Annotated in this window: 23 protein-coding genes; 1 reads left to right on the top strand and 22 read right to left on the bottom strand. The window is 35.4% G+C overall.

Translation table 11 applies throughout. From position 1 onward, the window contains the following. Positions 1–55: 55 nt before the first annotated feature. The 14 genes from AC3WOM_RS13405 to AC3WOM_RS13340 form a co-directional block, all read right to left on the bottom strand. The gene (locus AC3WOM_RS13405) at positions 56–2,287 is read right to left on the bottom strand and encodes a penicillin-binding protein (protein WP_492447246.1); all 2,232 of its coding nucleotides are present in this window, start codon (positions 2,285–2,287) and stop codon (positions 56–58) included. Continuing rightward, the gene (gene ftsL, locus AC3WOM_RS13400) at positions 2,284–2,652 is read right to left on the bottom strand and encodes a cell division protein FtsL (RefSeq protein WP_427540809.1); all 369 of its coding nucleotides are present in this window, start codon (positions 2,650–2,652) and stop codon (positions 2,284–2,286) included. Before ftsL ends, AC3WOM_RS13405 begins: the two co-directional genes overlap by 4 nt. Further along, positions 2,653–3,603: a 16S rRNA (cytosine(1402)-N(4))-methyltransferase RsmH gene (rsmH, locus tag AC3WOM_RS13395; protein ID WP_427540812.1), complete on the bottom strand. Its 951-nt coding sequence runs from the start codon at positions 3,601–3,603 to the stop codon at positions 2,653–2,655. It abuts the gene before it with no gap. Between the two features lie 53 nt (positions 3,604–3,656). Beyond that, positions 3,657–4,088: a division/cell wall cluster transcriptional repressor MraZ gene (gene mraZ, locus AC3WOM_RS13390; RefSeq protein WP_068983256.1), complete on the bottom strand. Its 432-nt coding sequence runs from the start codon at positions 4,086–4,088 to the stop codon at positions 3,657–3,659. A gap of 254 nt (positions 4,089–4,342) precedes the next feature. Beyond that, complete coding sequence (gene bshC / locus AC3WOM_RS13385; protein WP_492447245.1) at positions 4,343–5,959, bottom strand: bacillithiol biosynthesis cysteine-adding enzyme BshC; 1,617 nt, start codon at positions 5,957–5,959, stop codon at positions 4,343–4,345. Positions 5,960–6,244: 285 nt separating this feature from the next. After that, positions 6,245–6,640 carry a DUF3397 domain-containing protein gene (locus AC3WOM_RS13380; protein WP_427540818.1) on the bottom strand — a complete coding sequence of 132 codons (396 nt, stop codon included), beginning with the start codon at positions 6,638–6,640 and terminating at the stop codon, positions 6,245–6,247. Next, a complete protein-coding gene (locus tag AC3WOM_RS13375; protein ID WP_427540821.1) occupies positions 6,637–7,539 on the bottom strand; it encodes a ketopantoate reductase family protein in 903 nt (300 codons plus the stop codon). The genes AC3WOM_RS13380 and AC3WOM_RS13375 overlap by 4 nt, the downstream gene beginning before the upstream one ends. 275 nt (positions 7,540–7,814) lie before the next feature. Then, a complete protein-coding gene (locus tag AC3WOM_RS13370; protein WP_427540824.1) occupies positions 7,815–8,192 on the bottom strand; it encodes a transcriptional regulator in 378 nt (125 codons plus the stop codon). A gap of 110 nt (positions 8,193–8,302) precedes the next feature. Then, positions 8,303–9,070, bottom strand: coding sequence for an enoyl-CoA hydratase/isomerase family protein (locus AC3WOM_RS13365; RefSeq protein ID WP_427540827.1), 768 nt, complete (start codon positions 9,068–9,070; stop codon positions 8,303–8,305). A 719-nt stretch (positions 9,071–9,789) separates the two neighbouring features. After that, positions 9,790–10,422 (bottom strand): hypothetical protein, encoded by a 633-nt coding sequence (locus AC3WOM_RS13360; RefSeq protein ID WP_492447244.1) that lies wholly within the window; start codon positions 10,420–10,422, stop codon positions 9,790–9,792. Between the two features lie 11 nt (positions 10,423–10,433). Beyond that, positions 10,434–10,784, bottom strand: a complete 351-nt coding sequence (locus AC3WOM_RS13355; RefSeq protein ID WP_492447243.1) for a hypothetical protein — start codon at positions 10,782–10,784, stop codon at positions 10,434–10,436. A gap of 92 nt (positions 10,785–10,876) precedes the next feature. Then, entirely contained in the window at positions 10,877–11,692 is an 816-nt protein-coding gene (locus AC3WOM_RS13350) for a helix-turn-helix domain-containing protein (protein WP_492447242.1), read from the bottom strand. 34 nt (positions 11,693–11,726) lie between these two features. After that, on the bottom strand, positions 11,727–11,903 hold the full coding sequence (locus AC3WOM_RS13345) for a hypothetical protein (RefSeq protein ID WP_492447241.1): 177 nt from the start codon (positions 11,901–11,903) through the stop codon (positions 11,727–11,729). A gap of 71 nt (positions 11,904–11,974) precedes the next feature. Continuing rightward, positions 11,975–12,166: a hypothetical protein gene (locus AC3WOM_RS13340; RefSeq protein WP_492447240.1), complete on the bottom strand. Its 192-nt coding sequence runs from the start codon at positions 12,164–12,166 to the stop codon at positions 11,975–11,977. Positions 12,167–12,355: 189 nt separating this feature from the next. On the opposite strand from AC3WOM_RS13340, the gene AC3WOM_RS13335 reads away from it, so the two are divergent. Further along, a complete protein-coding gene (locus tag AC3WOM_RS13335) occupies positions 12,356–12,565 on the top strand; it encodes a helix-turn-helix domain-containing protein (RefSeq protein ID WP_492447239.1) in 210 nt (69 codons plus the stop codon). A 927-nt stretch (positions 12,566–13,492) separates the two neighbouring features. Here the strand turns inward: AC3WOM_RS13335 and AC3WOM_RS13330 are convergent. From AC3WOM_RS13330 to AC3WOM_RS13295, 8 genes are all read right to left on the bottom strand, one after another. Beyond that, positions 13,493–14,182 carry a BA5345 family protein gene (locus tag AC3WOM_RS13330; RefSeq protein WP_492447238.1) on the bottom strand — a complete coding sequence of 230 codons (690 nt, stop codon included), beginning with the start codon at positions 14,180–14,182 and terminating at the stop codon, positions 13,493–13,495. A 232-nt stretch (positions 14,183–14,414) separates the two neighbouring features. Continuing rightward, on the bottom strand, positions 14,415–14,954 hold the full coding sequence (locus AC3WOM_RS13325) for a hypothetical protein (RefSeq protein ID WP_492447237.1): 540 nt from the start codon (positions 14,952–14,954) through the stop codon (positions 14,415–14,417). Positions 14,955–14,965: 11 nt separating this feature from the next. Then, a complete protein-coding gene (locus AC3WOM_RS13320) occupies positions 14,966–16,435 on the bottom strand; it encodes a hypothetical protein (RefSeq protein ID WP_492447236.1) in 1,470 nt (489 codons plus the stop codon). A gap of 210 nt (positions 16,436–16,645) precedes the next feature. Then, positions 16,646–17,287: a hypothetical protein gene (locus AC3WOM_RS13315; RefSeq protein WP_492447235.1), complete on the bottom strand. Its 642-nt coding sequence runs from the start codon at positions 17,285–17,287 to the stop codon at positions 16,646–16,648. Positions 17,288–17,293: 6 nt separating this feature from the next. After that, complete coding sequence (locus tag AC3WOM_RS13310) at positions 17,294–17,614, bottom strand: sigma-70 RNA polymerase sigma factor region 4 domain-containing protein (RefSeq protein ID WP_492447234.1); 321 nt, start codon at positions 17,612–17,614, stop codon at positions 17,294–17,296. A gap of 96 nt (positions 17,615–17,710) precedes the next feature. Continuing rightward, on the bottom strand, positions 17,711–18,325 hold the full coding sequence (locus AC3WOM_RS13305) for a hypothetical protein (RefSeq protein WP_492447233.1): 615 nt from the start codon (positions 18,323–18,325) through the stop codon (positions 17,711–17,713). A gap of 190 nt (positions 18,326–18,515) precedes the next feature. Further along, entirely contained in the window at positions 18,516–18,860 is a 345-nt protein-coding gene (locus AC3WOM_RS13300) for a hypothetical protein (protein ID WP_492447232.1), read from the bottom strand. 219 nt (positions 18,861–19,079) lie between these two features. Next, positions 19,080–19,475, bottom strand: coding sequence for a hypothetical protein (locus tag AC3WOM_RS13295; protein WP_492447231.1), 396 nt, complete (start codon positions 19,473–19,475; stop codon positions 19,080–19,082). Positions 19,476–19,872 lie beyond the last annotated feature (397 nt).

Raw genomic sequence — 19,872 nt, 5'->3', positions numbered from 1 at the left:
ACATCACACCTTGTTTTTTACAACGTATGAAATAAAGTGGACTTCTATTCAGTATCTATTGATCAACTATTTGTTCAACTTCATCATCGGATGTAGCTTCAACATCTTTTATAAAGCTTTCAGCAGGTGTTTTCAGCTTCACAACTATCGGTGAACTATCTGAAATTACAGTACCTGCTGATACACTCTGACTGGCTACAAAGCCCTCACCCACAACCTCTATCTCAAGATTAGCCATTGACTTGAACACAAGTACATTGCGCAACGACCAATCAGTAAAATCTGGTAGTGAGATATCACCTTCTGTTTTTAAAAACACAAAATTACCTTTTATAAGTTTTTGAGGACCTTTTGGATATTGTTCAATGATTTTCCCGCCGCTTCCAACAACAATTGGCTGCAAACCATCATTTGCAAGCTCTACCTGTACAGTCTCAGCACTTTGACCTGTATAATCCTGAATTGCTGCATTATCCACCTTTTTGACATCTTCTGTATTAACATTTAAATACTTTAAACTATTTAACATAACTGGCTTAAATACTTTTGATACTGGAACAGAACCATTTTCTCCTTTTTTGAGCTTAGGTTTTGTTACTGAGACGTACATAATGAGCTGTGGATTATCAACTGGAGCCATCCCTAGGAATGAATACAGATAATCATTTGCAAGATATCCACCACTTGCTTTCGGTATTTGGGCAGTTCCTGTTTTTCCTGCAACCTCATATTCATCAAGGATAAAGTCCTTTGCTGTTCCATATTTAGACGTTAATGTAGATGCAAGGATTTCTCTTACTTGCTTCGCTGTGTTAGCTGAAACTGGCTGTCCTTTTTCAATCGGCTTATGATTTTGAATGATTTTTCCAGTTGAGGGATCAACAATTTGATCTATAACATAGGGCTGCATCATTTTGCCATCATTCGCAATAGCTGTCATCGCCTGAATAAGCTGAATCGGTGTTACTGTAGAACCTTGACCATATGTTGTTGTTACACGTTGGATTGGATATTTCGATAAAAGTGTACCTGCTGCCTCATTTGGTAAATCAATTCCTGTTTTCTTGCCAAAACCAAATTTATCTAAATAATCATAAAAGACATCCTCTCCAATAACCTTTAATAAATGTGCCATGGCTGTATTGGATGAACGTTGGAAGCCTTCTAAATAAGTAATTCGATTCCAACCAACATTATTATGATCTTTAATTACTCTATCAAGGACTCTATACTGACCTGACATATACGTAGCATTTGGAGGCCATGTATCTGTATCAATAGCTGAAGCAAGTGTGAATGTTTTCATTGTTGAGCCTGGTTCAATGGTTTCCTCAATAACATCGTTCAGCCATTTCATATTTGTACCTTCACGTGTATCAGGATTAAATGTAGGACGTTGGGTCATCGCCAGTATTTTTCCTGTTTTCGATTCTGCCACAACAGCTGTCATAGATTCAGGATTATATTCCTTTTCAACCAGTGACATCGCTTCCTCTAAAAAGCTCTGAATTGTTTTATCAATTGTTAAATAAATATCATCACCATTTTTGGCAGGTGTCACCATTTTTTCGCTATTCGGTAAAAGATAACTAAAAGCATCTGTCTCATATTCAATTTTACCGTCTTTTCCCGATAATTCTTTGTTATAGGTTAATTCAAGCCCCATCTTACCTTTTGTCGTGAACGTATGATCTTTATTTTCCTCTTTCACTGCAAAGCCAATTAAATGTGAGGCAAAAATACCATTTGGATAATAGCGTTTCAAATCATTTACAAATAGAATCCCAGGCAATTTCTCATCTTTGATTTTACTCATAACCTGATGGCTAATTCCTCGTCCTGCACTACCAAATTCAACTTGATAAGGTTTTTCTCCATCTTCCTTTAACCTTGTTAGCTGTTTATAAATCGCTTCCTTATTCATCTCATCCTCTTTATTCATATGAATATACTGCGATAAAATTTCAGCTGTTTTTTCTGGATCTATAACATGTCGCGGAGCTTTTTTATCTGTCGTGGCCTTTTCATTGACGACTGCGATTAATCGATAGCTAAGTGTATCCTCCGCTATGACTTGCCCAGTTCGATCGTAAATCTTACCACGACTTGCTGTTATGGCGCTTTCCTTGCTATACTTTGCAGCTGCTCTAGCCGCAAGCTCTTGTCCTTCTGCCTCACCTGTCGCCTGTAATGTCACCATTCTTGTGAATAATAGAAAAAAGAGCCCTCCATAAAAAATCAATAATAGAAAGGCTCCCCATTGGAATCGAAATCTCTTTTTTTTCATTCTCCCGGCACTACCTTTACATTTTTCTCATTTTGAGTTAAACCGAGTTCTTTCGCTTTTTTCCATATATTTTCGTATGTAGAAAGTTCACTCACACGAACCGTCAAGTCAACATTCTTTTTAGCAATCTCTCCTGCTTCTGCTTCGATTTTTTGAATGTCCATACTTGTTGTTTGAATAGCCGCTTGCTTATTTAAAACGACTACCGCTAATACAACAATAATACCAACTAAAGCAATTAGCATTGTTTTTTCAAACTTCTGGTTCGTTTTTTTACGACGTATGATAGTGGGTTGTGGACTAGGTGGTGTTATCGGTTGTTGCACTTGTTGATGTTGGTGCTGCCTTACACGTACTGCTGCCATTTACTCACGCCCTTTGTCGTTAATTTTCTCCACCACTCTAAGCTTCGCTGAACGTGCACGTTTGTTAACCTCAAGTTCCTCATCAGATGGAACAATCGGCTTTCTCGTAATAAGCTTTAAAGTTGGCTTCATGTCATCAGGAATTACAGGTAAATTTGGTGGTAATTCCGGTAATGATGACGCTTCCTTAAAAATAGTCTTGCACAGGCGGTCCTCCAATGAATGGAACGTAATGACACTAATGCGTCCACCTACGCTTATCATATCAATCGCATCGACTAATGAATCCTCTGCCGCGCCTAGCTCATCATTAACAGCAATTCGTATTGCTTGGAATATGCGCTTCGCTGGATGTCCGCCTTTACGGCGTGCCGCTGCTGGAATACCCTCTTTTATAAGTTCTACAAGTTGGCCGGTTGTTTCAATCGGTGCCACCTTACGTGCCTCTTCGATTTTACGAGCAACTTGCTTTGAAAACTTCTCTTCTCCATACCGGAAAAAGATACGTACTAAATCCTCATATGCCCATTCATTCACAACATGAAATGCTGTAAGCGTTGCCGTTTGATCCATGCGCATATCTAATGGTGCATCGTGATGATAACTAAAGCCTCGTTCAGGTGTATCTAGCTGTGGAGAGGAAACACCTAAATCATATAGAATACCATCTACTTGCTCGATACCAAGTGCTACTAACTCTTCTTTCAAATTCCGAAAATTAGAATGGATAAATGTCACACGGTTTATATAGGGTGCTAATCGTAATTTCGCATTGTTAATAGCTATCATATCTTGATCAAAGCAGATTAAACGGCCCTTATCAGATAATTGTTGTACTAAATATTCACTGTGACCTGCGCCACCTAGCGTACAGTCCACATAGATTCCATCAGGATCGATGTTCAACCCGTCAACAGTTTCTTTTAATAGCACGGTTGTATGATCGAACATACCACTCGCTCCCCTCAGGCCTTAACTTCATTCAACTGACATCTTTACAAAAGTTAAAAATCAAAGCCAATCATATTTTCTGCAATTTCATTAAAGGATTGTTCAGACTCACTAAAGTAAGTCTCCCAAGCATCTTTTGCCCATATTTCTATTCGATTCGAAACACCTAGCACAACACATTCTTTTACAAGATGCGCATGTTGCATAAGAGTTGAAGGAATATTGATACGACCCTGCTTGTCTATTTCTACTTCCGTTGCCCCTGAAAAGAAGAACCTTGCAAATGCACGGGTATCTTTTTTGGTCATCGGTAAGCCCTTTAATTTTTCTTCGAGTTTTCGCCATTCATCCATAGGATAGCCAAACAAACAATTATCAAGTCCGCGTGTTACAACAAACGTTTCGCCTAAGGCTTCACGAAATTTTGCGGGTACGATTAATCGTCCTTTAGCATCAACAGAGTGTTGATATTCTCCCATGAACATGCTATTCACCCCACTTTATTAAATAATGTACCACATCCCCCCACTTTCCTCCACTTTTTTTAAAAAAAACTTGACATTTCAACACTTAATGTGCGAATAGACCTTTAGCAATTTTTTTGATCTATGCTAAATGACATAATTAAAGAGCTATCCTTAGTAGGATAGCTCTTTAATTATTATTAATTTCGACAATGTTCATCAAATCTGCATTGTATCAAATTATTACTTAGGTATAAAGATACATTTATTACATTTTATAAATACAGTAAATAGTGACGATTTCCAATGCTATAATTTTGCTTAAGCATTTCAGTCACTAACATAGGTCCAAATTCATTGATATATTGGTACGGATTATAAGTTCTTTCCTGAAACCCCTCATTTGGATATAGCTCATTTTGTAACGTCTTAAATTTACGAATTGTTGTTTCATGCTTATTAAGTACAGATTGTTCAATCTTTTGCTGTAAATAGTCAAACTGTTTTTGATGATTCTCTTTATTTTTTTCAAGTATTTTATCTAATGGTACTTGCTGTTCTTTTAAATAAGATGCAAGCTGATTGTAATTATTGAAAAGCTCTAGCTGCATTGTTTGAATTTGAAATTTCGCTTCTTCATCCTGCACTTCAGCAATAAACTGCTCCTTAAGTTGTAATGCCTTGCCAGCCCATACATCAGCAACAGTTAATTGTTGCTCACGTAATAATTGTTCCACATGGCGTGTAATAATTGTAATATGCAGACGTGGAGCGAAAATAGGCATTTGCAGTCCTAGTACCGAAAATGCATCCTTCAACGTTGCCCAATAAGCAAGCTCCCCTGGACCACCAACAAACGCAAGAACTGGTAATGTCATTTCCTGCATAAGAGGACGTGTAACAACATTATTACTTAATCTCTCAGGATGATTCACAGCAATATCCAATATTTCTTCTTGCGATAATTTAATATTTTCTGCTAGATTAACAAATGATTGAGTCTTTCGTTCTAACAGATGACGTTCTCCATCTTCAACAAAAAATAGATTTGCTGCTTCATTTGTTGCTAAAATAGGCTTACCATAACCAGAGCGTTCAAGGTGCTCTTCTTTCTCCGTCACTACTCTAGCAATTTCTTCGTTATGTTGAATAATATGAGTAAAATTTTCGCTCTCATACTGACGGAGTTTATAATTTGTTGCATCAATAAGTAGCAAGCCCTCATCCTTGAATAGGTGATTCATAAGCTGTGCAAAGAAGTCCGTAAATGTTTCACTCTTATTTAGAGTATCTATCAATTGTTTCATAAGCGTTTCAGTGAATTCAGTTTCACCAAAATCTTTCGCAATTGTATTCATTAATTGTGTCATAGTTTCTTTATTAATAGTTGTTGCTGAAGCCATCGTTTTACGTCTAGAGCGTTCCCCGTAGGCACGTTTTTTTACCTCTACACCCAACACTGTATACGTATGGTTTATCTCTTCTAAGTCATGATCTTCACCAGCAATCCAAAACACAGGAACAACTGGTCGCTGTAGCTTTAGACTTTGTTCTTTCGCCAACGTTATGACAGATATTGCCTTATGAACTGAGTAAAGAGGGCCTGTTAAAATACCAGCTTGTTGCCCACCAACAACTGCAACAGCTCCTTGCTCTAGTTGCTGTAAATGCTCATTTGATTGCTTTGATATTCCAAGAGGCTCCATAAATTGACGAATGATTACTGCTATTTCTTTTTGGTCTTTTGCATGCTGTTCTAAATATCGCACGCGTTTTTCAAAAGATTGATCGTTATATTCATATTCAAAAAACTCATGAATGGCAGTTTTCGGTGACCAATAATCTGCTAGCACACGATTTTCTATGGGTACTTGGATAGACTCCAGTTTCATTAACATAAACTCCTCTACTCACTAAATCATCTTACTCTAATAAGCAAATTGAAAAAATAAGTTCCATTAATACTATGCGTTTTATTTTAGAACGATTATTTAAAATGACAATTCTCAACAAAATATTAAGAAAATACTCAATTCAACCTGCATTTCTAAGTGCATAACACACACCTCAAATATTTAGTATTTTCCCAATTTATTACTTATAAAGAGTTAATTTTATAGAAACATTTTTAATGTTATTATTTTAACGCTTATGGCTTCAACATGAAAAGAAAATGCTTAGACAGTCTGTAAATATTCTATAACGGATTGAATAATTCCAACAACACAAATAACGACATAGGCTGTACTTAGCATTAAAAATTGAAAGCGCCAAATTTTTTTCAGTAGTGGCTTCACTTCAATTTCTTTTTTCGTTCGCCAATCAATATATGTAAAAATCATAGCCATCGTCAGTGCTAGCATTACTAAAAGCACACCAACATTGACACTCCATAGAACACCAATTGCTAACGGCACTGAAAAAAACAAACAAAACGTCGTTACATCTGAAGCAGCCCCAAAAGCATGTGTGCCTCGGATTTTTACCTTTCGACTAATTAAATAAACAATCATAAAAAGAAGAATTGGACAAAAAATAATGACACTAATCACAATATGTAAAAAATCTTTCAACGTCTTTCACCACACTCTTCAATTGCAAGTACTTGGTGATATAAAGTACGCAAGGTTGGCAAATGATGACCATTTTTTAAAGCCTTATTGAGAAGCACACCAACAATCGTATCGATTTCGCTTTTTCTTCCTTGTATACGATCTGTCAGCATAGAAGATGTGTTATTCGCTGTTTGTTCACATAAATCAATGACTTTAGAAAAGGGTATCGTCTCTTCAATTCCTTTAAAAGCCTTTATTAGCTCTTGGTAGATGGTTTGCATAATTAAAAACGCTTGTTTATTTGTGACTAACTCTCCGTTTTTCACTTGCAAAACAGCTGTCAATGGATTAATCAAGCTATTCAGTACAGCTTTCTCAAATAATATCTGTTGTGCATTATTCACTAATTGAACTGGAAACAAAGCATTTTCGAAAAATAATAGTCTCTTGAATATATCACTTGCTCCTCTTTCTAATGCAATCTTACAAACACCAACACCTCTATGCTGTACAGTAGATGAATCTATCAGTTGTGCGCCAAATGACACCGTGCAAAAAGCTATATTTTCTTGCGCTAATTGTAGTGCATCCTCAAAATGTGCTAAGCCATTTTGCATAAATAGTAAGGGAACTTCTTTTGATAATAATGACAATTGTTTGTACAGCTCGTGTAATTGACCATATTTAACCGCAACTACTATTAAATCTTGCTGCGGAAGCTCCTTTATATCCATTGTTGAAGCTACTTTTCGAACAATTTTTGTGCCATCAACATTGATTCGTGTTAGACCATTTACACGTAGCTCATCTACCTGTTCTTGCCTTCTAGAGACCAATGTTACAGTACTACCTGACTCAGCAAAAAAGCTTGCCATCAGCTGACCGACTGCACCGGCACCAATAATTGCTATCTTCACAACACCTCGTCACCTCCCACATCACTCTTATAATGTGAAACTCCTTTTAAACAGTTTTACCACAAAAAGCTGTATGATTCATTTTTCCCGCTTTACAGAAGGAGGTGCCTTAGAAAATTTCTAAGGCACCTCCTTTTACGGGTTCTTCTATTATACAGGATTGACTGATTGTTTACGATAAAATATGGATAATTGTTTACTAACTTAGCCAGTAAACAGTATTTAACATACCATTTTAAAGAAGCTAATTCTTCATCATTTTCCATACTTTTAGTTTAATCTTTCATTAAAGAATACCCTTGCTGCAGCCATTTCACTAGTTTGTCATGCTCATTTTGCAGCTCACGGTGTCTAACTTCAAGGGTCTGATAAGCATCTGTTAATTCATCAAAACTTGTCAATGCCAATTTCAAATGACTTCGCATTGACTGTTGCGGTTGATTTCGTACAGCTAATAGTGACTGACTATATTGACCACGTAACGTTTTATTCCACCGAAAACCACATGCTTGTTTTGTACGCCCTAGTTCAGAAGCAGCTAATTCAAAAGCTTCTAGCTGTGTTTTACCATTTTGCACATTATGCAAGACGATTTCTGCTAATCTTTCATCGTCTTCTTTTGTCCATTGATCTTTTCTTTTTTTCAATTCCATAATCTATCACCCTCGCATTTTTTACTACTATATGCAAGTGTAAGCAAAATAGAATCTTTGAATAAAAAAAGACAGCGATTATCCTTATCAATAAACGCTGTCGTTATACATTAATTATTATTCTTCTTAGTCAGGAAATTATTAACTGCCTCATGATGGGCTTCACTTTCCCACAGCTTTGCACAGGTACGAACTTCCTCCATCACACGTTCATACATATTCCGTTCACGCCACTTACGAAGCTCAATTTCTTTATAAGCCTTATGAACAGAAGGATGAATTTTACGCATATGCTCAATAAAATCATTTAACGCTTCTTCTTTTGAGCCTTCAAAAACACGCATAGCCCAACCAATTTCATATAGTAATTCCGCTGGATAAGGCTTGGCGTCTACTAGCATCTTCATTGCACGATCATGACGTAAGCCTCGCTCAAACAAGTATGTACCGCCTCCCCAGCCGCTTGTAATTGCTAATGTCCCTTGAATAAAACCACATTTTGCATGACTGGCTACTAGACGAAAATCACAAGCTGTTGCAATCTCGCACCCTCCTCCAACTGCCGCTCCATTAATCAAAGCAATCGTGGGTACAGGTAAAGTTGCAAGATCATACAATATTTTCCCCATCTTACTCAGCATCCCAAATGCTTCATCCTCTGTTTCAAGCGAATGAAATTCTGATAAATCTCCCCCTGAGCAAAATGATTTATCACCTGCACCAGTTACAACTAAAAAACGAACATTATCATGGTTTTGAATATATGTAATTACTTCTTGTAGGCCATCCATAACCTCGTCATTGACCGCATTTCGCTTTTCTTCACGATTAATGGTAAAAGTCATAATACCTTCATTATTGTCAATTGTATACGCCATACTATTTCCCCCTTTGTCCCAATGAATAAATTGTATCACACAATTATTATAGCACTATACATCTTTTTATTATTAACGAAATATTCCGTCTCTTCGAGCATACAAAAAGGCTAGTAAAGAGCCATGGTCTATCAATTAAAATTAACAAAACCATTGTCACACCAATGTTTACAAGGGTTTTAAGGCATCTAAAAAGATAACTAAATGCCAAAAAAAATGCCATTGCATTAAAACAGCGTTGTCGGGGGCAAATTTTTATATTTGATTAAAAAAGATTGAGGCTAAATACTTCAATCTTTTTTATTTGTTCTTTAGGAAAATAAGCAGAATCCAAACTTGGATTTTGTTCCAATATAAAAGCCCTCCACAAGTTATCTATGAAAGGCAAATTCCCAAGCGTTTGGGAATTTAACAATGAAAATAATGTAGCTCTTCCATAGTCTTGATAAGTTTTTTCTATGGGATGGGCGCAATTTTGAGCTCATCTCTAATTTTCATTTTACTCAACGCAAAATTGCGTTCACCTCCTAACTACTCATTTGACTCCTGAAAATTTAGGAGCGAAAATCCCCCACTGTAATATTCTCTTTGTACTGAGCACTAACTCTTAGAGAAAATAATCTAAAGGTTGATAGGCTGAATTTTCAGCTCATCTAAATTTTCGATAATCATTCTAAACAAAAAGCACCCACACTCTTTATTGTGGATGCCCTCGCCATCTATTTAATAATCTTCAAATGCTGTTTCTTATTGAGCTTTAACTTTACAGTCTTGCCATGCCTGACATACATTACCTCACCTTTGCCGTTTCTGAATGTGTTCTCGGTGTCCATGCCCTGTGTAGCCATAAACTCCTCCATCAAGTCTAAATGACCATCAAAACGCCTCATAGCACTCATGGCTACCATGCCTTGTACAGCAAAATCTGATATATCATCATTCATGTATTCCATGATTAGCTTCAGGATGCTTTCGCCTATTCTTTCGTATGGTTGAAGCCCTAATTCATTGATGGCTTCCAGTGTCGAATAGTAGTCCTTCATTTCATATTTAGCACCGTCAAACACTTTCTCAATTGGGAATAGATTCATAAACTCATGCAGCGTTAAAAGGCTCATGATCCCCTTTAAGCCTGATATAAACTCAAAGCAAGTTTTAGCTTCATCTGCAGTAATTATTTTCGGGTAGGTGCTTACTGCTTTCACCCCATAATAAATAATCTTAGGAATGTACTTTGATTGGTCGGCCCCTTCCTCTGTTGGACATGCTTTTAATGAACGAATGTAGGCTTTTATATAAATTCTATGTTTATTCATTTCTTCTATTGATTGTGTTTCTGGTGCGAATTGCAAACCGATCCCTCCTATTTTGAAGCAGCCACAGCCGATTGCTCTGATTCACTTTTAATCACTGTCTGATACAATTCATCTGCATGATTGTTAAGGGTATCCACATCTTTCGACATTTCTTTAAACAACGGATGAAAAGCCATATCAATTAAACGTACAGTATCTTGAATTTCTAAAATAGACATATAAGCCATCCAACTATCTTTATGCCAGCCTTTATGAGTGATGTCCTCAATACGCTCAAGTAATCGAGCTACAGCACCTTGTACAACTTCTAATTGAATCATTTGCGCTGATAATCCATAAACACTGTGGCTATTTTCTTGAACAACTGTTTCTAATGTGTGCTGTGTATATTGCTGCATGTTTTCATTCCCCTTTTTCGTCTATGTTTTATTTAGTTGCGACTGCATTCAAAAGTAATTGTTTGTTACGATCAGACATTACACGCCATTCTTTAACCGTTACTTTCATTTGCATTCACTTCCTTTCCTATTAAAATACGTCCTGGTCCATTACGTTCTGATAACCAATTGTAGAAAGGTACCGGACGTACATTTACAGGCTTTTTCTTCATATATGTTGTGTTTGTCGTTGGATACTTACCTATGTGCTGTACTGCTTTATTGTGGGCTCCTACGAATACTGAACGTAATGTTTTCGTAACTGTCAGCACACCGTCTCTAATATCGTTGACCATTTTAAAAATGATGTCTTTGGTTTTTATTAATTCCCGAATACTACTTACATTAGATGCCAATACCACTTTATGCAGCTCGTCTTTGAAAATGTCCGAAAGTGGTAGCGAATGCATGAAATCGTATAACATCACCTGGTACTCATTCATAAACTCTTTGCATGCTTCTTTTTCAACTTTTGCTGTGTTATAGGCTTCTTGTAATGGAACAACCTCAAAAGGCTCATTATGGCTTTCACATGATTCAGATTGGACAGGTAAAATAATATAGATGTTTGCGCCTCTACCTCCCTTTTCCTTAGTAGTTGATTGTTTCTTAATGATGCCTAGCGATTCTAAATTCTTGATAGCTCGATAAACTGTTTTGGTACTGATCTCTAAACTCTCAGCAATTGTGGATGCTTTCAGGTGACACACTCCAGGATAATTAAGAGAGTGTGAAGCAAGCTTGAAAACGATGGCACGTTCTGATTCTGTTAGCTCATAAAAATGTTGCTGGATATGTTCTTCCACATGCTGGTCCATGTCTGCTACTGATTCAAATGTTGTGTATGCTGCTAAATATTCAAATGCCATCGTTTTCACCTCGCTTTCTTAATCATCCAAAATATTATTGTGTACCGCGCTTTACGCATTGCTTAATTTCTGTTACTTCCAGCTCTGTTAAAAGCGAATGATAGCGCATAAGCCATTTGAGCCTGTGTTGATATTTATACACATTCGTAATACTGTTGTGCTGCTGATTCTTCATTTGAATATACTTTTGGCGTTGCTGGATGGTTTTCATTTTTTCACCCACCTTTCTGTTTTTTAAAAACCCAATCAAGAGCACCAGCTGTGATGCTCCCTGTTCGGTTTTTAAATGCAACCATCACATAGGTCTTGCTCACCAATAAAGTAGTCTGTATGGACGTACAATCCACAGCATTTACACTCTCGATAGTTATTTTCTATAACCAATCCATAAGCTTCAATGTCGCTCATCTCCTCAATTTGTATCCATGTATAACCAGATGCGCTTAATGCTTCTTTAATTGAATATTTTTTCATTTCAATTCCGCCTTTCCTGCAGCATGTCGGCTATTTCTAGTCCATTCACCGACTAAACCTTTGATTAAAATCGACTACGTTCCGTTGACAAAAATATAACACTGTCTACGATACGTTGTCAACTACATTCCGTTGTTAGTTTTTATTTTATTTTGTATAATGGATTTAGATATTGAGAAGAAGGTGAAAATGATGCGCGCAAGATCTAAATTAAAAAAGATTCTCGATGAACGTGAGTTATCCATTCGAAAGTGTGCTGAAATGGCTGATTTAAAGGTTGAAACAGTGCGACGTATGTATAATGACACGACAATGCAATATCAACGAGATACATTAGGCGCTTTATGTAAGGCGCTTGAATGTGAGATAAGCGATCTATTGGAATTAATCGAGGAATGACAAAAAACACTCTCGGCTTATGCAGCTGAAAGTGTTTTTCTTTTGTCCAAAATAAAAGCAACCACATTTCTGCAGCTGCTTGATTATATATATTAATTATTAAGAGCATGTTTTAAAAGATTAAAAGAATAAATGATTAAGTTTCAAAATTTATGGGCTCACACTTACTCCCACAATGGTTCACAGTATTTCAACGGTAGGACATTGCAGTAGGACATTAATAGCATATTATTATTGCCACTCATCACAAAGTGGTCTTTTTTATTTATTCATCTGAAGCCTTCTGTTAATTTAAGTGCAAGGTTTCACAATCTTTTTTATTCAGTGGGTTCCAGCATAGCAGTACGTTAGAGCTAAGATAAAAATAAAAGTTAAGACTGCTCCTAAAACGTTTTGGTTATGAGTGCTTTTTCCATTCTTTAAGTTCTTCAATAAAGTAGTAAAATTTAAAAACCATAAAACTCCTAATAAAGGTATAACAAGCAAAAGCATAAATAACATAAATTATTCCTCTCCTTCACATTTACAAAATTTTATTCAACAAACTCGCCCTGTTCGTTTAATAATACCTAATAAAAAAATAATTTGAACAAATATTTACATTTACCACTCCAGCCAATTATCTAAATTTGGTCTATTACATATTTCTGAACTACTATCCCTTTCCTTTAACCAATTATAAAAAGGTACTGGACGTTCTTTATTAGGAGTTTCTTCTATATAAGATGATTTACTCACCTTACTACTTAAACGCTCCACAGTCTTTCTATACACCCCTACAAATACGGCTCTTAATGTGCTTGCAACCTGTGCTGTAAAAACTTGTGGAAGTTATTGTCCTCCACAATTCATAGTTATACCTCTGGTTCATCATGCACCAGACCTCTCAAGGCATAATAAAAAGCCTACATCAATGTGATATAGACTTTACTTTATTTTTTCTGCCACAGTATCTAAGTAAACATCAATGTTTATCATTATATACTTCATTTGAACAAAGGTAGCATCATTAGAAATCCTATAATTTTTTATAAAAATGCACCAAATAGATATTATAATGATAGATGTTAACCAGAAGGTTATGTTTTTATATATTGGCATTTCAAATAAAAATATGTGAATAATTGCGAAAGCAACAAAGGATAAGAACATTCCACAAATCGTTGCTCCAATTCCATGAACTCTATCTGTTCTTGATTTAAATGAATTATACCTTCTCATAATGTCTTCATAATTCAGTTTTTCTTTTGATAAAAACAATGTTAAATAAGCATCAAACGAACGCTCTGCATGTTGCCAATCTTCCCAAGGATTTTTTGCTTCAAATTTTAAATCTCTATAAAGATTTACTCCTTCTAGAGCTCTAGTGATTTTATCTTTCTTCATAATTTTCCATTTAAAGAAAAAATAAATTTGATAAACTATATAACCTAATGGTATCCCTGCAGCAACAAATAACGCTGCCATACCTGCCATATTGGCACCATTCAAATTATTTTCATTAGTATAAGTATATATATCAAAATTATTTAATGACAAAACCAATATTGAATACGTAAATATTGTTATCCAACCAGGTATTCCCCAACGAAATATTTGCAAGTCTGAATTACCCATTCTAAACACCTCCCATCTACCTATATCATAGGATAAATGGAATGTATTGTCATTATAAAAAGAGACTACCAGTTTTAGCAGTCCTAATTACTTGATTCAGTGGTAAATAAAAAAACACCTACAGAAGTAAGTGTTTTGATAAAGAAAATGTTCTTATAATGGAGCGCTCTTTTGAAATTGTTTTGCATGCTTGATAATTATATTAAATATTAATTTTTTCTATTTATTAAACCTAATAAGGGTAGAACGACGACATATCCTCAAACAAACAATTATACACACTTGGCGTTCCTTCTCTTAATTCTAAAGTAATATTTGGAACCTCTAAGGTTAAATCATTGTCGTCTAAAAGAGTATACTTAATTTCTTTAAAAAATTGTTGCACAATTATTTCGTAACTCATATGTTCCTTTAAATGTGGAATGTCACTAGATGACATCTCCTGTTGGTTATTTCTTAATTCATACTTTAAATATTTACGCATGGCATACGGAGCCAGTAAAGATAATTGAAATTCAAGCCTATACAAATTCAAGTTTTTTTCAAGAAATTCAGTAAAATTTTCATTTCCAACAGTAGCATCAGTATCTGATAAATTAATACAAATGCTTATACATTTTGAATAGTTAAAATCAGTTACATTTTCAAAATACTTATTTTTAAACATGGCTTTGATGGCATTATCATGATAGTGTTTATCCACGTAATTATCTAACATGAATCCAATTGAGTTTTTCTTATATATAGCTTCAATTTCATTTATTAAATACATCATTCCCACTCCTATTGTACAGGGTAACCATGAATATTGCCCTTTCCATCCATATGAACTTTAATCTTTATATTACCATTATTCCAGACTTTTACGGTTCCATCAGGTTTAACAACATTTCCTTTCATCCACGCCTCTTGAGTTAATTTAACTCCATTCTCACCTGTTGACCATTGAGATTTACTAGGAACGTTATTTGGATGTTCTGGTACGTGTTTACCTTGTTTCCCTGCATCTACTTTTGGAGCACCTGGTACACCAGCATCCACTAAGCCTTGACTTGGTAACTTATCATTTTCACCAATTAAACTTGAATCTTTATCCTCTCTAGCCTTCTCCTCATCTTTAGCACTAATCAATACATACTCAGCCGTTGATTCATCCACACCAGTAGCGGATGCCATTTCAGGTATAGTTGCGTCACGTATTTTCTTACCTGTATTAAGATCAACCCAAGACCCTATAGCACTATCTAATATAACAGGAACGCCATCCATTGTATCCAATAGAGGTTGTCTCCAAGAATAATCACCTTCCCAAGGTGTGCCATCTGGTAGTTTTAACAACTGCTGTCCATCCTCAGATAATCCTAAACGGTAGCCATCTGGTGACCATCCTATAGCATCAGTTGGAACGTAAACGCCTAAATTACCTGCAGGTATTGCCACGTCACGCAGCCATTGGTCCATTTTGTTGTAAGTATTATCACCTGGATTAACAACATTACCATCAAGTGTAAGTACCACAGATGCTCCAAAAACAGATTCTATAAAAGCTTTTAAATCTACTAGACTACTTACTCCTTGAGCCTGTGTATAATATTGCTGACCTAATGCATATTCTTCTGCGCCCCCACAACGATCACTAAAAGATTCAGACAATATGTTACCTGTATAAGTACCCCCCTTAAACTTAAAAAGAATAGTATTACCACAACCAGTACGATCAGTATAAAAATCTAAGACAGCAACATTAGATATAGTAAATCGATCACCATCACTACGTTGTACATAAATAGTGATACCAGTATTTTGCAAAGTAAATACAGCAGAACTATGACCACCATCAAATGGTGGATTAAGAGTATCACCTGACGACCCAAACTTAGATTTAAGAGCATCCAATCCAGCCGTTATCCAATCTCCAGCCACAATAACACCATCAGCCATCTGGTCAAGACTACTTAAAAAGTTTGACTTCATATCGGCACTCATCTTTGGCCAAGTCTCTTTAGCTGTTTGATACATTTCATCAATGTTGTCTTTTAAATATTGTTCAGTATGCATTGCACTTGCAGCCACAGTTGTGGTAGCTACAACCGCAGTTGCATAGGATGCTGCAGCCCACTCTTCAAATGTGGCAGTTAGAGCATTGGCATGAGCTTCTGACGTCTTAAAAGCCCCGTAATTGATATTAAATAGAAGTAATAGGGCTACAAGAACCATTAAAACTTTGTTCAATAGCTTTGTACTATGTAACAATTTCATCTCTCCTTTTTTATCTAAAAATATTTTTATATACCAAAGTTACCATATAAATACTATGTAAGAAATATAATCTAAGAGGAAATGCCTTAAGGAAGATAATTCGAATTACTTACTTCAATAGATTGTGGAAGTCTCCCACACTAAAAAAACAAAAGACCACTCATGAAGCTGAAAATAAAAAAACACCTACCCAAAGGTAAGTGTCTATATATACAATTTATTTAATTGCTTCATTGCTCTTTTCTTATTCTTCTCCAGTTGCTGCACCGTTATAGGCTTGGCTTTTGGTGCTGGTCCTTCAATATCATTAGAGATTACTTTTGAACGTTGCTCTGCAGCTTCTGTGTCTTTATCATAGTATGCCTCAATAAATGTAAGATGCTTTTTCACAACTCCACGTAGTAATTCATAATCAACCTTTTTACGTTCTATAAAGTACTGTTTTAGCACCCCCACATCTTGTGTGGGTAAACTATCCAAGATAGAGCAAAAACGCTCATACGCCCTCTCTAAACGGTCTATTTGACGTTTCCTGTTCTCTTTCTCCGCAATAATCATTAAAGCGAGTCGCTCGGTTCCTTTAATTATACTTACATCGTCATCATAAGAGGTAACACCGTATGAAAACTCATACAATTCCTGAAAGTATTGTTCTGCTGATCGCTCTAAATACTTGGCCAACTCTTTTGAAGTTGCATCCTTCCACAAGCAATACATGGTGTTACGGATCCTGGCTTCCATCACTGGAACATCGTTATCTGATTCACTACTTATTTCGTATCTTGTTCCAGCTGTAATGGCTGCTATTTGCTCTCCAAATTCTTCACTAATCATTGCTAGATTCACAGAACATCACCTCAACTTTCCATAAAACCGTAAAATTTTTAGAATTTCCGAATGCTTGTTATAAATATAATTTGCGCTATATTCTAATTCACTTGCTATTGTTTCCAATGTCTTTCCTTCTACATATTTACGATACAAAATTTTTTGTTCCAACGAATCAAACCTAGAAATCAGCTGCTCGAACTGCACTTTTCGTTCTACACAAAATTGTAATTGATTTTCTGTATCTTGCTTTTCTTGTTCATTCAGTTCTGGATCCGTCAATTTAAACTGTAAATACTCTAGCTTTTCTAGCAAACTAGCATAATCTTTCAACCAAAATGACATGTTTTCACCACTTCTCAATCACTTTTATTCAACTTACTTTCACAAAAACACCTACAGAAGTAAGTGTTTTTTGATAGTGTTTACACATTAATAAAATTAAATTTCCATTCTTTTTGCCATGTACTCATTAGGATCCCTAATTTCAGTTCGGATTTCATTTAATACTCGGGATACAGAGCCGTTATAGCTTTTGTCTACATTATTTAAGAGAAGTCTTGTTTTTCTATGTCCTAAAACACTAAGCATTAAAGAAGCAGCATAATCTAACTTTTCGTGTGTTTGGTTTTGAGCATTTATAAACTCGTTATATGTTTCTATTAATGTTGTTGCAGCTTTTTCAAATTCATTCATTTTTAAATGAGTGTTAAGTGTAACTTCCTCAAGATCCTTTATTAAATCGTTTTCCTCTTCCACAGCTATTTCTAAATACATTGATTCACGACGTTTCAGATTAGCTATAAAACGGTAGTGTTGCTGTAACTCATCTTTTCTCTCTTGGATTTGTAGTAGGATACTATTTCGAGCCTTTTTAGTCTCTTCTGAGTACTCCAAAATATGTCTAGCATCCGCTTTTTCTAAATCAGCTTCTAAACGGGTAATTTCCCCTTCGTTGTAATCAATTAATGCAAAAACTTCATTTTCTCTCTCCTCTAAATTTTGTTTGTACTGAGCTAATTTCTCTAAAACTGTAGATTCAATAATTACTGTCATGTTCAATTTCCGCCTTTCAATTTTTTATTTTTATATTGTTTTTTATATAATCCACACACTCATTTTTCAGACAGTCCAGCCAACTTCCTCACCTCCTAGAAAAATTTTCATTTAGGGAATTTTTTTAGAGCAAATAGGGGCAGTCGGTGTACAGGAATTTCGATATTTTTAACCAAACACCCCGGGGGTACTACATTGGAATGTAACCAATTCGATTTGCTAAACAATTGATTATATAATTCCGTTTACGTAACACACGTTGCACAGACATATATAATTCATCTGCAACGTTTATCCACTCGTGACAAGCTGTTGACTTATCCCAATACCGCATATTAACTATTGTTTTTAACTCTTCATCAAACGTTTCATACAACTGCTCAACAGCTTCTACAATTATTTGAAGGTTCTTGTAATACAAGGATTTCATTTCATCTTTTGATGCCTTGGATAATTCTTTTTTGAAATCTTGATAGGAGATCCAATAAGACTCTAACTTCTGAATATCAATTCTATTCGGTGCTATTGTATTCATTAATTCACCTCCCCTAATAGAAAAAGTCCAATAACATACACATCACTGTGCAGCTACTGGACTTCATGAGTCTCCATGTTTATTTAACTTTGTAACGATTGATAGTCTTACACCCTGATCGTGTGCATTGAACTTCTAACTCACAATCATTGGTACTGACTTCATACTCTTTATTTGCTTTAAGTAATAACTTCCTACACTTTGTACATCGTATTTCTTTCATCGCTTTGCCTCTTTCTTATCAACAACTACTGGTATCTTAATGCCATACTTATTGGCCAATCTAATATTATCTAAATCATACCAATCGATATTAATAATATAATTATGTGGAATGACTTCATCATTATCTACTAAACCTTTTAATTTACACATAGTTACACGTGTACCGTTATAAACTTCCTTACCATGTTTATGCAATCCGCCACATATACAACATTGTGGAATAAAAATACCTATATTAAATCTACTATCAAATTCGTAGAAATAACCTTTATTAGTTGGCACATAAGCCAATATTTCATGATCACTCATTTCTTGAAACATTTCTTCTCTTTTACGTTTTGCATCCTGAATCATTGCTTTAGTTATTCGTTTATTTTCATTTAACTCCACTAAATTCACCTCATTAGAACACATATGTTATTTAAAATGCGTTACCTTCTGTTACCATCTGTTACCCTTATAAACCCTTATACATCAACGTTTCTCATAGTTTTAGATCAAAAAAGGTAGCGCATTTCCCCCCTATTTTTCTTATATAAGACTAAAATGTTTTTTATTTATTAATCACTAGCATTGCATAAATATTAACCGAAATTTCAGTTTTATTTTTTTCTACAATTAGAAGAAAAACAAAGACACGTAAGCAGAGGTAGTGAACATCCATTTTTTTACTATAACCTTTAACGAGGACAACAGAGATGAGAAATTCCTTATGGTACACATTTTCCTTTGATTTTTCGAAGCCAAATGTGGGCAGATTTCCACCACGATACCTTCAAGAAACGAC

The sequence above is a fragment of the Lysinibacillus sp. FW301-JW8 genome, from assembly GCF_058788755.1.
The sequence above is the reverse complement of the archived record's forward strand: the minus strand, read 5'-3'. Positions and strand labels throughout refer to the sequence as shown.

Excerpts from the sequence above, each read along its gene's own strand:
- AC3WOM_RS13325 (WP_492447237.1), bottom strand. The coding sequence starts at position 14,954 with ATGTATTTAATAAATGAAATTGAAGCTATATATAAGAAAAACTCAATT.
- AC3WOM_RS13330 (WP_492447238.1), bottom strand. The coding sequence starts at position 14,182 with ATGGGTAATTCAGACTTGCAAATATTTCGTTGGGGAATACCTGGTTGG.
- AC3WOM_RS13370 (WP_427540824.1), bottom strand. The coding sequence starts at position 8,192 with ATGGAATTGAAAAAAAGAAAAGATCAATGGACAAAAGAAGACGATGAA.
- AC3WOM_RS13310 (WP_492447234.1), bottom strand. The coding sequence starts at position 17,614 with ATGTCATTTTGGTTGAAAGATTATGCTAGTTTGCTAGAAAAGCTAGAG.
- AC3WOM_RS13355 (WP_492447243.1), bottom strand. The coding sequence starts at position 10,784 with ATGCAGCAATATACACAGCACACATTAGAAACAGTTGTTCAAGAAAAT.
- rsmH (WP_427540812.1), bottom strand. The coding sequence starts at position 3,603 with ATGTTCGATCATACAACCGTGCTATTAAAAGAAACTGTTGACGGGTTG.
- AC3WOM_RS13335 (WP_492447239.1), top strand. The coding sequence starts at position 12,356 with ATGATGCGCGCAAGATCTAAATTAAAAAAGATTCTCGATGAACGTGAG.
- AC3WOM_RS13300 (WP_492447232.1), bottom strand. The coding sequence starts at position 18,860 with ATGAATACAATAGCACCGAATAGAATTGATATTCAGAAGTTAGAGTCT.
- AC3WOM_RS13405 (WP_492447246.1), bottom strand. The coding sequence starts at position 2,287 with ATGAAAAAAAAGAGATTTCGATTCCAATGGGGAGCCTTTCTATTATTG.
- AC3WOM_RS13340 (WP_492447240.1), bottom strand. The coding sequence starts at position 12,166 with ATGAAAAAATATTCAATTAAAGAAGCATTAAGCGCATCTGGTTATACA.
- ftsL (WP_427540809.1), bottom strand. The coding sequence starts at position 2,652 with ATGGCAGCAGTACGTGTAAGGCAGCACCAACATCAACAAGTGCAACAA.
- mraZ (WP_068983256.1), bottom strand. The coding sequence starts at position 4,088 with ATGTTCATGGGAGAATATCAACACTCTGTTGATGCTAAAGGACGATTA.
- AC3WOM_RS13345 (WP_492447241.1), bottom strand. The coding sequence starts at position 11,903 with ATGAAAACCATCCAGCAACGCCAAAAGTATATTCAAATGAAGAATCAG.
- AC3WOM_RS13305 (WP_492447233.1), bottom strand. The coding sequence starts at position 18,325 with ATGACAGTAATTATTGAATCTACAGTTTTAGAGAAATTAGCTCAGTAC.
- AC3WOM_RS13365 (WP_427540827.1), bottom strand. The coding sequence starts at position 9,070 with ATGGCGTATACAATTGACAATAATGAAGGTATTATGACTTTTACCATT.
- AC3WOM_RS13350 (WP_492447242.1), bottom strand. The coding sequence starts at position 11,692 with ATGGCATTTGAATATTTAGCAGCATACACAACATTTGAATCAGTAGCA.
- bshC (WP_492447245.1), bottom strand. The coding sequence starts at position 5,959 with ATGAAACTGGAGTCTATCCAAGTACCCATAGAAAATCGTGTGCTAGCA.